This window comes from Vibrio azureus (assembly GCF_002849855.1).
Classification (GTDB): Bacteria; Pseudomonadota; Gammaproteobacteria; order Enterobacterales; family Vibrionaceae; genus Vibrio; species Vibrio azureus.
Window position 1 is genome coordinate 1393050 of record NZ_CP018616.1, and the last position, 13031, is coordinate 1406080.

Here is a 13031-nt window from a genome sequence, read left to right on the forward strand (position 1 = left end):
CCTTATCAGCCATTCTTTGTTTACGGAATTGACATAAGGCGAGCCTAAAATGAAAGGAATTATTTTTACCGAATTTATAGAGTTAGTGGAAGAAAAATTTGGTTTAGAGGTCGTTGATAAAATGTTTCTTATGGCTAATGACGAGGGTATTTATACTTCTGTTGGGAGCTATGACCATCGACAACTCGTGAAACTTATCACTCAATTAAGCAAACTGACAGGAATATCATCAGAAGCTCTTCAAGAAACCTTTGGGGAGTCAGTGTTTTCAAACTTGATGAAGTCCATACCTAGTGGGATCAATTATCAAAATTTCACCACAACCTTTGTCTTTATCCGTAAAGTTGAAGATTTAATCCATGTTGAAGTCAAAAAGCTCTATCCAAATACTAAACCCCCTCAATTTGATTTTATAAGCGAAACAAAATCTGAAATGGTTTTCGATTACCATAGTGCACGCTGTATGTCTCACGTTTGCCTTGGTTTGATCAAAGGCTGTGCTCAATACTTTAATGAAATAGTTGATGTTATTTATCAGAATCAAACTGCGAATGGTGATCATGTTCGTTTTCATCTAGAGGTGAGGTAGGTAACTATGGACTCACCACTAGAAAGAAAGCTTAGGCGAGAAACTCACTCCAGAAAGGTGGCAGAAAGGCTATTAGAGGAGAAAAGTTTAGAGCTTTATGAGTCCAACCGTGTCCTCAGTTTAGCGCTAAAAAAGCTTGAAATGCAATCTGAAAGCGACTTACGCAAATTGGAATTTAAAGAATTAATAGATGCAGCTTTGATTCGCTTTGGGCGACTTTTTCTTTCAAGCACTTTTGATGAAAAAACTGTAGAGTGTTTTTTTAAGGAATTGACCAACAATTCTGTTGTAGAAGCCACTTATATGCACCTTGACCGTGAATATGTTAGATCATTAATTCGCTACCAGTATGGTCAGGCAGAACTGGCTTGTATGAAGAAAACACCAGCTCAATCATGCTGGGATGGTCACTGCTTTCATGTTCCTATTATTCTCGATGATTGTAAAATTGGTGAGATAGTTTTTTTAGTCTCTGATGCTTATTCCAAACAAACCTTTATAACGAAACAGTTCGGTTTGGTATCAGAGTTAATCCACGGTTTGATCAGTCGACATTTAAGTCTAGAGCGTGAAATAGAGTTACGTAAAAGGGCGGAGGAGTCCGATCAAGCCACGAAAGATTTTGTTGCAATGATTAACCATGAACTAAGGACTCCTCTCAATGGCGTTCTTGGAAGTGCAGAATTGTTGAATAAGACGGAGTTAGCAGTTGAACAAACGGATTACCTCAATAACTTAGTACAATCTGGTGAATTGTTGCGAGTGATTATTAATGACCTACTGGACTTTAGTAAAATGAACGCAGGAATGATGGAAATCATCGGCCATTCATTTTCATGGTTAGAACTTGAACAAACACTCACAGGCCTTTTTATCACTAAAGCATCTGAAAAGAAGATTGATTTTTCAATAAAAAAACGTTCAAAAATACCTAATTATTTGTTTGGTGATTGTGAAAGACTCACTCAAATTCTCGTTAATTTGATTGGAAACGCAATTAAGTTTACTTCTAAAGGAGGAGTTGAACTTGATGTAGAGTGGTCTGAGGGGTATTTATTCTTTGAAGTCGCTGATACGGGGATTGGTATCCCTCCAGAGGCACAAACGGCTCTGTTTGATCCTTTTGTCCAAGCGGATCCATCAAGTAAACGTAAATTCGAAGGAACTGGGCTTGGATTGGCGATTTGTAAAAACTTAGTGGATTTGATGGAAGGAGAGATCAGTTTTGTAAGCGAGCTCCATAAAGGAACCCTTTTTCGTGTTAAACTTCCTTTTAGTCAGGGACGGGAGCAAATGGTGATGGAAGAACAATTACTATCTTTAACATCGGGCGATATCACAGGATGCTCGATATTGGTGGTTGATGATATCAGAATGAATCAAGTTATTGTGATGCAAATGCTTAAAAAGTTCGGAATTAAGCCAAAGTTGTCTGATAATGGGCAAGAAGCGATAGCTCTGGCCGAAAGTGAGCCCTATGACTTGATTTTTATGGATTGTCGAATGCCTGAAATGGACGGTTACGAAGCGACGACATTTCTTCGCGAAAGGGGATACCGCAAACCTATCATCGCTCTAACAGCAGGGACGACTCTTTCTGAGAGAGATAAGTGTATCCAAAGTGGGATGGATGATATCTTAACTAAGCCATTCACAAGCGAAGAAATTGAGTGCATCATCATCAAATGGCTTGGTCGTGAGCGGCTTTGAATAACTGTGTGTTCACTGTCTGTAGCACTCAATTTTATAGAGCTTTACCAAACCCCTTCAATGTTCAAATATCCCCGAATTTAACTTCGAAAGACGTTACTTTCCAATTTCAAGTGACATCGTTCCGAATTAAACCCCTTGATGTCACTTGGGTCTAGAATAGGTTGATAGAGCCTAGCCCAAGGCTGGTAGTATCTTAGACAGTTTGTCCAGAGTCTCTTGGTATTCAGAATCTACTTGACTATCTGCGACAATACCACCGCCAGCCCATGCATAAATTTGTTGATTTTCTGTGATAAGAGTACGAATGGTAATGCTGGTATCCATCTGACCATGGCGAGAAACATAACCAATACTTCCGCAATAGGCGCTTCTCCGGTGTGGTTCCAACTCCTCGATAATTTTCATAGCTCTGACTTTAGGGGCGCCTGTAATTGAGCCTCCAGGAAAGCAAGCACGTAATAAGTCGGTGGGGCTATAGCGGCTGTCTAAGCGGGCTTGAATGGTGCTGACTAAATGATGGACGGCTGGGAAACTTTCTATTTTGAAGAGTTTAGGTACATGAACACTGCCAGGTTGAGCGACACGGCCGATATCATTACGCAGCAGATCAACAATCATTAAGTTTTCTGCTTGGTCTTTCTCTGCTTGCATCAAATCTTCTGCGTTAGCTTGGTCGATCTTATTATCAGAGTGGCGTGGACGTGTTCCTTTGATTGGCTTGGTTTCAATAATATTATCTTTGAGTTCAATGAAGCGCTCAGGGGATACACTAAGAATTGTCGTTCGCGGCATTCTGATAAAAGCCGAAAAAGGAGCTTGATTTTCTTTGGCTAAACGGAGATAAGCTTGCCATTCACTCCCTTTATAAGGTGCTTCGAAGCGCTGCGCAAGGTTAATCTGGTAGCAATCACCACTTGATAGGTAATCTTGCACTTGCTCAAAACGTTTGGCATAAGACTCTGGTGTCATGTTGGATTGCCAAGGTCCAAGCAGTTGAAAAGTTGAGGCTGCTTGAGATGACTGCTGGTGGAGCCACTGCCACGCTTGTTCGGTATTTTGACCTACTAGGTGAGCACTTTTAAGCTTGTGATCGACAATCACTGCCCATTCATAAATACCAACAGCCATATCGGGTGAGCTAAGGTCTCGTAAAGCGCACTCAGGTATGGTTTCAACCTGACGCCCCAAATCGTAGCTGAAATAACCAAGTGCTCCGCCAACAAAGGGTAAATCCCACTTTGATGGTAGTGATAAAGACGGAAGCAGACGGTGTTGCAGTTTTCCTAATAAAGAGAATGGGTCCTCAGTAGATATATCTTCTTGAGAGTTGGTTTTGATGTACGTTTTATTCCCAGAAGTTTCTAAGGTAGCAATAGGTTTCGCGACCAAGATATCAAAGCGACTGTCACAGTGAATTTGCGAAGCGGAATGTAACAGCATAGCCCAAGGCTGATCTTCAATAAGAGAGAAAAGAGAGATCGCGAGGTGGTTGGAGTATTTCAGTGACTTAAAATTAAGCAATTGCGTGTCCATGTTGTTCATTTGTTTAATTTGTGACAAAGAGTTTGTTCACATGCATAGCAAGTCGTGGTCAGCGAGAGTATCATAATTACTTGTGCAGCCAAATACTCCTCTTAAGAATACCAAGAGGTCGTTTTTAGAGAACAAACTTTGGCTCACCTAGGATTTCATTTAATTGTGTATCGAAACTCGCCATTCGATAGTCGAATTATGAAGATAATAACCGCAATAGAGTCCTAGCCAATAAACGGAAGCAAAACATAACAATAACGAGGCATGCAATGACGATAATACGCAAGCAGGATGTCATCAGCAGTGTTGCTGATGCGCTACAGTATATCTCTTACTACCATCCACTGGATTTTGTTCAAGCTCTTGAAAAAGCTTATCATCGCGAAGAGAGTCAGGCGGCCAAAGATGCCATGGCTCAAATTTTGATCAACTCTCGAATGTCTGCAGAGGGGCACCGACCTATTTGTCAAGATACGGGAATCGTGACTTGTTTCGTGAACATCGGTATGGCTGTGCAATGGGACTCAACAGACATGACGGTACAGCAAATGGTAGACGAAGGGGTGAGACAGGCGTACACCAACCCCGATAACCCCCTACGCGCGTCAGTTCTTATGGACCCGGCGGGTAAGCGCATTAATACCAAAGACAATACGCCAGCAGTTGTGCATATTAACATGGTGCCTGGCGATAAAGTTGAAATTCAAATCGCGGCGAAAGGTGGCGGTTCTGAAAACAAAACGAAAATGGTCATGCTCAACCCATCGGATGATATTGCTGCTTGGGTAGAAAAAACACTGCCAACAATGGGAGCAGGGTGGTGTCCACCTGGGATGCTTGGCATTGGTATTGGTGGAACAGCTGAAAAAGCAGCGGTGCTTGCTAAAGAGTCTTTGATGGAGCACATTGACATACAAGAGCTGATAGACCGTGGCCCGCAGAATGCAGAAGAAGAGTTACGTCTTGATATTTTTAATCGAGTAAACAAGCTTGGTATTGGCGCTCAAGGATTAGGTGGTTTGACGACGGTTGTTGACGTAAAAATAAAAACGGCCCCAACTCATGCTGCCTCTAAACCAGTGTGCTTGATCCCGAACTGTGCTGCGACGCGCCACGTTCACTTTACTCTTGATGGAAGCGGTCCTGCAGAACTCACTCCACCAAAATTAGAAGATTGGCCAGATATTACTTGGGAAGCTGGAGCAAATACGAGACGCGTAAACTTAGACACATTGACGAAAGAAGACGTCACCGAATGGAAAACCGGTGAAACCGTTCTACTTTCAGGTAAAATTCTCACAGGCCGAGATGCCGCACACAAACGCATACAAGGCATGTTAGAATCCGGTGAAGGTTTACCTGATGGCGTCGATTTAAAAGGTAAGTTCATCTACTACGTTGGCCCTGTGGATGCTGTGGGTAATGAAGTTGTTGGGCCTGCGGGACCGACAACTTCAACTCGTATGGATAAATTTACGGATATGATGCTCGAGCAAACCGGTATCATGGGTATGATCGGTAAAGCAGAGCGTGGCCCTGCGACAGTTGAGTCGATTAAAAATCATAAATCAGTGTATTTAATGGCAGTCGGTGGTGCGGCTTACTTGGTTGCTAAAGCCATTAAAAAAGCCAGAGTCGTGGCATTTGAAGATTTAGGTATGGAAGCCATTTACGAGTTTGAAGTTGAGGATATGCCCGTCACAGTTGCGGTTGATTCAAACGGTGTTAATGCTCACCAAATTGGACCTGATACGTGGAAAGTAAAAATCCAAGAAATGGAATCCTAGTTCTGAAAACGACCAATCTTCACGATTTCATCGTGTAATAAAGATTAATTGCCATTGGTAAGTTAACAAAAGTGCAGCAAAGTCTGCACTTTTTTACTATATATACCCAAGTGACCTCAAGATGCTTGATTCAGAGCGAGGTCACTGAGTCGAATTCAAGGAAGACAGCGAAGCGGAATAGTATTCTCTTTCCAAGTTGTCTGACGAAAGAAGTCGGCTCAGTGACACGCTCCCAAAGGGCGAGTGGCCTTAACTCTCAGGCTTTGTTAACGATTCTCAATGTAGAACGACTATATCTTCGAATCGTTGCCGCGCCTGAAAGTTAAGGTCATCTCGCTGAACACAGCATCTTGAGGTTACTTGGGTATATACCCAAGCGGCCAAGTTATTTTTATAAGAGGTTCATATTATGCGGTTTATACAAATACTTCAGATGATACTGGTAATAGTTGTTGGTAGTTTCGTAGGGTATGACATGATCTTTCATGGCGTTAGCGTATTTGATGATAAGTATGTGGTAATGACATGTGTGTTAGGATTTCTTTTAGAAGTGGCCTTATTTGTTATTTATAAATTAATTGAAGATGATTAAATTGATTTGACTGTATTTTGCAATGTTACCATTTACCCTTTACGTTTGTACCAAGTGTGAACCGTGCCATTCATCTTCTATTAAGAAAAGAACCTGTAAACTGTGTCTACTGAAGGTAAAGATTTATTTGGGACGCTTGCCCTTTATGAGCAAGTTCGCTTCGTGAGCTTCCTTGAGCTAGTGTTGTGATAACATTATTAGTTAAGCGTATGAGTTAAAAGGTAAAAAGTGTAAAATCTTCAAACGACTGATTTAGAACATTTGGCTTGCGTGTAGTTAAAGAGAATATAAACGTATGAAAAGAATAACCCAAGAAATGAGTGATTTTATCAATCGTGGACTGGATTCAAATATCAGAATTGCGGTCACTGGATTATCTAGAGCAGGTAAAACCGCCTTTATCACCTCCTTGGTTAATCAACTTCTACACACAGCGACTCATGACAACTTGCCTTTAATGGCTGCGGCAAGAGACAAACGTTTGGTAGGGGCAAAACGAGAACCTCAAACTAACATGTTGGTCCCACGATTTGCTTATGATGATGCTATGGCGCAAATACACCAGAGTCCTCCTCAGTGGCCTGTACCTACTCGTGATGTGAGTGAAATACGTTTAGCATTAAAATATAAGCCCAATAAGTCGACTAAGAAGTTATTTAGTAAAACAGCTGTTCTGCATGTTGATATTATCGATTACCCGGGTGAGTGGCTGTTAGATCTTCCCTTGCTTGATATGGACTTTAAAACTTGGTCTCAGACTCAATTTTCTGCATTGAAGGGCAAGCGAGCTGAACTTGCCCAGACTTGGTTAGCCGAGCTGGAAAGCCTTAACCTAACGTCTGAACTGGATGAAAAAAAGTTAGAAAAAGTATCTCAAGCGTACACGGAGTTCCTACATAGTTGTAAAAACGAAGGACTTCATTGGGTTCAGCCAGGACGTTTTGTTTTACCCGGAGAGCTAAGTGGTGCGCCTGTTTTACAGTTTTTTCCTTGTGTTCAGCCAAGTGGTCAAATAAGCAAAGACTCAAATTTTGCTGTCTTAGAAGCACGGTATCATGAATATCAACAAAAAGTTGTTAAAGCATTTTATAAGCATCACTTTTCTACCTTTGATCGGCAAATTGTCCTAGTCGATTGTTTGCAACCTCTCAATGTTGGAGATGAAGCATTTCATGATATGCGTTTTGCGATAGAGCAAATTATGCATAGCTTTCGTTATGGTAGAAATGGAATGTTGCGACGTTTGTTTGCACCTAAGATTGACAAAGTGTTGTTTGCAGCGACTAAAGCGGATCATGTGACACCAGAGCAGCATCCTAATATGGTGTCACTATTACAACAGATGGTGCATCCCGTTTGGCAAAACGCGGCTTATGAAAACATTGAAATGAGTTGCATGAGTATTGCATCGATACAAGCTACAACAGCTGGAATGATCTCATCAGGAAATGATCCCGTTCCTGCGATACAAGGAACCACCCTGGATGGACAGGCTCTGACAGTCTTTCCCGGTGAAGTGCCCAGCCGATTACCTAATCGAATGTATTGGCAGCATAGCCATTTTGATTTTACATCTTTTCAGCCATTGATGTATCAAAGGGATGAGCCCGTTAAACATATTCGCTTAGATAAAGCCTTGGAATACTTATTGGGAGATAAATTAAAGTGAGTGAACTTAAACCAAAACAAGTCTTTTCTGAACCAATAATACAAGCAGATAATGGCCCTATCCCTGAAGAATTAACAGCACAGAAAACATTTGATGAAAGCATGGATTTCGTGCCGGCTGAAGCCGAAAAGATTAATGAAGAGACCGAAACGGAACAACAGTTTGAGCAGTTGATTCGTCCTAAATCAGGTAAAAGATGGCTCATGACGGGTGTTTGTGCAGCCTTTAGTGGTTTAGTCTTTTGGCAGGCCATTGAGTCGGTATCGACTGCCTTATTTTCTTCCGATTGGTTAGCCGTGGGTTGGGCTTGTTTCATCACCATGATTGCGACATTGGGGCTTGGGGCGTTGGTCAAAGAGCTTTGGAAATTACGTAAGTTACGTCATCACTTTACTCTCCAAGAAGAGGGGGAGACCTTACTTCAAAGTCAAAGTGTTGGACGTGGTAAGGCATTTTGTGAAAAATTAGCGGATCAAAGTGGTATTGTTGAAGAAAACCCTAGTTTTGATCGTTGGCAAAATAGTATCAACTCAGTACACAATGATGCAGAAATATTAGAAATGTATGATGCTATGGTTGTTAGTCAACAGGATAAACTTGCAGCAAAAGTGGTTTCACAACATGCCACGGAGGCGGCAGCGTTGGTCGCTTTGAGTCCACTGGCAATTGCAGATATGTTATTGGTCGCTTGGCGTAATTTAAAAATGGTTGATAAGTTGTCACAGATTTATGGTGTGGAATTGGGTTACGCATCTAGAGTTCAATTATTGCGCTCAGTTTTTGTGAACATGGCCTTAGCAGGAGCCAGTGAATTAGCGATTGATGCAAGTATGGACCTTATGTCAATGGATCTTGCAGGCAAAGTCTCTGCAAGAGCAGGGCAAGGCTTGGGAGTTGGGATCTTAACTGCCCGCTTAGGACTAAAAGCGATGGCATTATTACGCCCTTTACCATGGAATCCAGAGCGAAAAGTGAAACTATCGGCAATACGTAAAGAAGTGGTCGCAAAAATCGCCTCAATTACGATGAAAGCATAATCAATCTCTTAAATGACAGTATCGGATGACTTGACGGCATACCACGCTTGGTAGAAACTACTGTCAAGTTTTCCTGACAGTAATCAATTGGGATTTTTAAGTGCGCCTTGAAGTTTTTTGTGAAGATAGACTCGGTCTTACTCGAGAATTACTCGATATTCTTGCCTCTAGAAGTATTGATTTACGTGGCATTGAAATCGATATTAGCGGCATTATTTACCTTAATTGTCCAGACATTGATTTTGATACGTTCAGTGAATTAATGGCTGAGATTAGGCGCATTACTGGCGTTAAAGATGTCCGAAAGATCCAGTTTATGCCGATCGAAAGGCATAATACGGAACTTCTTGCGCTTGTCGATAATCTCCCTGACCCCGTGTTTGCTATTGACCTTAAAGGTGCTGTCGACATGGCAAATATGGCGGCTTTATCTCTTCTTGGTTTGCATCAGCAGCAAGTAATTGGCACTCAAATCGGCTCTTTATTGCCCAGCATCAATTTTTCACGCTGGAGTGAAGGCGTGAATCAACGAGCACGCGAAAGTATTGTCATAGATGGTCTTGATTACATTTTGGAACTAATGCCAGTCTATATTCAAGACGAGGTGAAAAATTCAACTCTTGCCAGCACACTAATGACGATTCGTTCTATTCAACATAGTTCTCATATCGAGGAATCTTTACCTACTCAAAATGCACTTGGCTTCGAGCATTTTGTGGGTATCTCTAATCGGCATAAAGCATTAATTAACCAAGCAAAGAAGCTCTCTGCTCTTGACCAGCCTTTATTGATCGAGGGTGAAACAGGGACAGGAAAGGAGATGCTGGCGAAAGCTTGTCATAGTCGCTCCAGCCGTGCTGGCAAACCCTTCCTTGTGCTGAGTTGTGCCTCTATGCCAGATGACGTCGCGGAAACCGAACTATTTGGTCATGCACCGGGCTCATTTAACCATGAACTTGGGCACAAAGGCATTTTTGAGCAAGCAACAGGCGGAACGGTTTTCCTTGATGAAATTGGGGAAATGAGTGCGCATTTACAAATCAAACTGCTGCGCTTTCTTCAAGATGGCAACTTCCGCAGAGTCGGTGCTGAAGATGAAATGCACGTTGATGTGCGTATTATTGCTTCGACAAAACATAATTTAGCTGAACTGGCGGAAGCTGGTCAATTCAGAGAAGATTTATACTACAGGTTGAACGTATTAACGTTGAGCATACCACCTCTTCGTAAGCGTACTAATGATATTTCACCGTTACTGGAGCTGTTTGTTACCAAATATGCCCAGCAGCTAGGACTATCGAAACCAGAGTTTGATGACAGTCTGGTCGAAACCTTGATGAATTACCAGTGGCCAGGGAATATACGTCAAATGGACAATATGGTGCTTCGAGCTTTGACAGAAATGGAAGGCAATGTCTTAAAAGTAGAGAACTTTAAATTGCCACAACCTCAGTCTTCTTCTGCTGGTACCACATCGCTTAACTTAGAAGGCTCTCTTGATGAAATCATGCGTGAGTACGAGTCACAGATTTTAGAGAGACTTTATCAGTCTTTCCCATCCAGCCGGAAGTTGGCTAAGCGTTTAAATGTCTCACATACTTCAATTGCAAATAAGCTGCGTGATTATGGCATACGGAAAAACGAAGTGTAGCTTACATGGAAAAGATAAAAGCATGGAAAATATAACGGACATAGAAAATAAAAGTACCTCGGTTTCTATTTATCACTTGGATGGAAACCTATTGCTGAGAACAGCAGACATTGCTGATGCCGATATGATAGCTGAGTACTTTCGACAGAATCGAGAGCACTTAAAGCCTTTTGAGCCTAAACGGGAAGAGGCTTTTTACACGGTGAATGGCTGGCTGCAAAAATTAATTAAGCTTAACGATTTACACCGTTTAGGGTTAGGTTTTTACTGTTTAATTATTGATGCTAACACAAAAAAAATGCAGGGCACTTTGTCCTTTAGTAATATGACGCGCTTTCCTTTTTACTGTTGTAATGTAGGTTATTCTCTAGCCGAGTCGGCGCAAGGTAAAGGCTTGATGAGACGCGCTCTGAAAATGGGTTGCGATTATATGTTTCGTGAACAAAAGCTTCATCGTATTCAGGCTAGCTATATGCCACATAACTACAAAAGTGAAGCGGTTTTAAACCATTTAGGGTTTGAACGAGAGGGATATGCTAAAGATTACTTGCTGATCAATGATAAATGGGAAGATCATGTTTTAACCTCTCTCACTAATCCAGAATGGCAAAGGTAGAAGTTTAAACAGAGAAGTAGACTGTTACAATGTGGCTACAGTTGAAGCCAAAATATCGATATTGCATAAAAATGATTAATTATCCGCTAAAGAGAGCGGGCGAAAATCTTAACAAGGAGACGGAATGTCTTATTTGACTTTGGACGAATACCAAAGAAAATGGATTTTTACTCATCAGTCGATGCCAGTGCCAGTTGATGTCCTGAGCCTTATTAAACCTATGTCTGCGGCTCGAGCATCTCAGTTTTGGAAAGAAAACATCAGTGCTCAAAGCCCAGATATGGACAGGCTGTGTTCTTCTGACTGGCCAATGAAAGAGTCTAATTGGTCTGACACAGTGGGTTGGATGTCTGCATGGGAAGATGATGCTTCTGAACTGCCAGAGGAAATCAGTCAGTTTATTGATTGGCAAGATGATGTAACGGTCTATTTTTGTTACGAGAAGTACAATATTATTGAGACCAAATGGTCAGTGTTTAAAAAGTATTGGAAAAACTTTCTTTTCTATGACGATGGTCCAATTTTACTTGGACGCCGTCGCTCTCAAGCACTTTGGTTTGATTCAAAAGGTAACGTTAAGCTCGGAGAGCGTAATTAAATATTCGGGTTAGAGCGTCTTTACTGCTGTGTTCTGTGATGGGTATTCATTATCAGAGCACAGTCTCATGAAGTTCCTAGGGTATAAATATGGAAATAATAATAAGAAGAACGGAGCCTTCTGATGCTCGTGCGATAAAAGAAATCTACGAATGTGAAAATGCATATAAAGGTACTTTGCAGCTTCCTCTTCCTTCCCAAGATATGTGGGATAAACGCCTATCAAACATGCCGGATCATGTTTATTCTTACGTCGCTTTGCTCGATAATGAAATTGTTGGTAACTTAGGCTTTGAAGTCTGTACCAACCCTAGGCGGCGACATGTTGGCTCACTTGGTATGGGAGTGAAAGATAATGTTCAGGGTAAAGGTGTAGGAAGTGCTTTATTGGCTAAAGTCACTGACCTTGCCGATAATTGGTTAAATTTAACACGCCTTGAATTGACGGTGTATGTCGATAACGAACGTGCCATCTCTCTATATAAGAAATTTGGTTTTCAAATTGAAGGTGAGTCTATAGCTTTTGCTTTTCGTCAAGGTGAGTATGTTAATGTCTACCATATGGCTCGTATTGCAAAAGCTGTTCGCGAAAAATAATCATTTCTTATAAAAAACTAAGTATACTCAAGTCGCCTTGCTCCCAAAGGGGAGCGATCTTAACTCTCAGACTTTGTTAACGATTCTCAATGTAGAGCGACTATACCTTCGAATCTTTGCCGCACCTGAGGGCTAAGGTCATCTCGCTGAATACAGTATCTTGAGGTTACTTGGGTATATATCCTAATAAAATCTATATACAAAGGCTTATGAACGTGACATATCAGCAGCTAGATTTCATTGCAGATTTATATATCCCATTTTTGGCTTTTTTAATGTTATGTCGGTTACTCTGGCAGTTAAAAAACGTCGGTTTAATGCAAGCAATGGCCGATCTAGTCACAACGGTGCTTGGTGTGATTTATATTTATGCGTTGATGTTTTTAGACCAATACACAGGGGCTTACGCGCGTTTTGGTTTAGACTACAGTACCCATACTGCATTAGCTTTAGTGTTTGTCATCAGTCTGGCTTTCATTAATAAGAAAGCTGCCATCGCATCGTCAAGCTCTATGGTCATTTATGCCTTGCTTATGATGTATCAAAACTATCATACTTTGCTCGATATACTTGTTACCACTGTGATGGTTTTACCTATATTAATATGGCTGAAGTCGCGGTCACTTAGGTATAAATAGCTCTGAATTGAT

General features: G+C 41.3%; 12 protein-coding genes. 11 read left to right on the forward strand and 1 reads right to left on the reverse strand.

What is annotated here, in order from left to right; all coding sequences use genetic code 11:
• The first annotated feature begins 49 nt into the window (after positions 1 to 49).
• Positions 50 to 589: a heme NO-binding domain-containing protein gene (locus tag BS333_RS06410; protein WP_021708124.1), complete on the forward strand. Its 540-nt coding sequence runs from the start codon at positions 50 to 52 to the stop codon at positions 587 to 589.
• A 6-nt stretch (positions 590 to 595) separates the two neighbouring features.
• Entirely contained in the window at positions 596 to 2299 is a 1704-nt protein-coding gene (locus BS333_RS06415; RefSeq protein ID WP_021708125.1) for an ATP-binding protein, read from the forward strand.
• A gap of 174 nt (positions 2300 to 2473) precedes the next feature.
• Here the strand turns inward: BS333_RS06415 and pabB are convergent, their stop codons facing one another.
• Complete coding sequence (pabB, locus tag BS333_RS06420) at positions 2474 to 3835, reverse strand: aminodeoxychorismate synthase component I (protein ID WP_021708126.1); 1362 nt, start codon at positions 3833 to 3835, stop codon at positions 2474 to 2476.
• A gap of 269 nt (positions 3836 to 4104) precedes the next feature.
• Between pabB and BS333_RS06425 the strand changes: the two genes are divergently transcribed.
• The 9 genes from BS333_RS06425 to BS333_RS06470 all read left to right on the forward strand — a co-directional run bounded on the left by BS333_RS06425 (position 4105) and on the right by BS333_RS06470 (position 13019).
• Entirely contained in the window at positions 4105 to 5622 is a 1518-nt protein-coding gene (locus tag BS333_RS06425; RefSeq protein WP_021708127.1) for a fumarate hydratase, read from the forward strand.
• A gap of 406 nt (positions 5623 to 6028) precedes the next feature.
• Positions 6029 to 6214, forward strand: coding sequence for a hypothetical protein (locus tag BS333_RS22165; protein ID WP_033003298.1), 186 nt, complete (start codon positions 6029 to 6031; stop codon positions 6212 to 6214).
• Positions 6215 to 6509: 295 nt separating this feature from the next.
• Positions 6510 to 7883 carry a YcjX family GTP-binding protein gene (locus BS333_RS06440; protein ID WP_021708491.1) on the forward strand — a complete coding sequence of 458 codons (1374 nt, stop codon included), beginning with the start codon at positions 6510 to 6512 and terminating at the stop codon, positions 7881 to 7883.
• Complete coding sequence (locus BS333_RS06445) at positions 7880 to 8920, forward strand: YcjF family protein (protein ID WP_021708490.1); 1041 nt, start codon at positions 7880 to 7882, stop codon at positions 8918 to 8920. The genes BS333_RS06440 and BS333_RS06445 overlap by 4 nt, the downstream gene beginning before the upstream one ends.
• Positions 8921 to 9020: 100 nt before the next feature.
• Entirely contained in the window at positions 9021 to 10571 is a 1551-nt protein-coding gene (gene tyrR / locus BS333_RS06450) for a transcriptional regulator TyrR (protein ID WP_021708489.1), read from the forward strand.
• Positions 10572 to 10611: 40 nt separating this feature from the next.
• Positions 10612 to 11187, forward strand: a complete 576-nt coding sequence (gene rimJ, locus BS333_RS06455) for a ribosomal protein S5-alanine N-acetyltransferase (protein ID WP_033003331.1) — start codon at positions 10612 to 10614, stop codon at positions 11185 to 11187.
• 124 nt (positions 11188 to 11311) lie between these two features.
• On the forward strand, positions 11312 to 11785 hold the full coding sequence (locus BS333_RS06460; protein WP_021708487.1) for a DUF2947 domain-containing protein: 474 nt from the start codon (positions 11312 to 11314) through the stop codon (positions 11783 to 11785).
• Between the two features lie 89 nt (positions 11786 to 11874).
• Positions 11875 to 12381 (forward strand): GNAT family N-acetyltransferase, encoded by a 507-nt coding sequence (locus BS333_RS06465; protein ID WP_021708486.1) that lies wholly within the window; start codon positions 11875 to 11877, stop codon positions 12379 to 12381.
• A 209-nt stretch (positions 12382 to 12590) separates the two neighbouring features.
• Positions 12591 to 13019: a hypothetical protein gene (locus tag BS333_RS06470; protein ID WP_237359106.1), complete on the forward strand. Its 429-nt coding sequence runs from the start codon at positions 12591 to 12593 to the stop codon at positions 13017 to 13019.
• The last annotated feature ends 12 nt before the right edge of the window (positions 13020 to 13031 follow it).

What these genes read in the sequence shown, in the direction of transcription:
- BS333_RS06425 (WP_021708127.1), top strand. Translation starts at nt 4,105, where the DNA reads ATGACGATAATACGCAAGCAGGATGTCATCAGCAGTGTTGCTGATGCG.
- BS333_RS06465 (WP_021708486.1), top strand. Translation starts at nt 11,875, where the DNA reads ATGGAAATAATAATAAGAAGAACGGAGCCTTCTGATGCTCGTGCGATA.
- BS333_RS06440 (WP_021708491.1), top strand. Translation starts at nt 6,510, where the DNA reads ATGAAAAGAATAACCCAAGAAATGAGTGATTTTATCAATCGTGGACTG.
- BS333_RS06415 (WP_021708125.1), top strand. Translation starts at nt 596, where the DNA reads ATGGACTCACCACTAGAAAGAAAGCTTAGGCGAGAAACTCACTCCAGA.
- pabB (WP_021708126.1), bottom strand. Translation starts at nt 3,835, where the DNA reads ATGGACACGCAATTGCTTAATTTTAAGTCACTGAAATACTCCAACCAC.
- BS333_RS06460 (WP_021708487.1), top strand. Translation starts at nt 11,312, where the DNA reads ATGTCTTATTTGACTTTGGACGAATACCAAAGAAAATGGATTTTTACT.
- BS333_RS06410 (WP_021708124.1), top strand. Translation starts at nt 50, where the DNA reads ATGAAAGGAATTATTTTTACCGAATTTATAGAGTTAGTGGAAGAAAAA.
- BS333_RS06470 (WP_237359106.1), top strand. Translation starts at nt 12,591, where the DNA reads ATGAACGTGACATATCAGCAGCTAGATTTCATTGCAGATTTATATATC.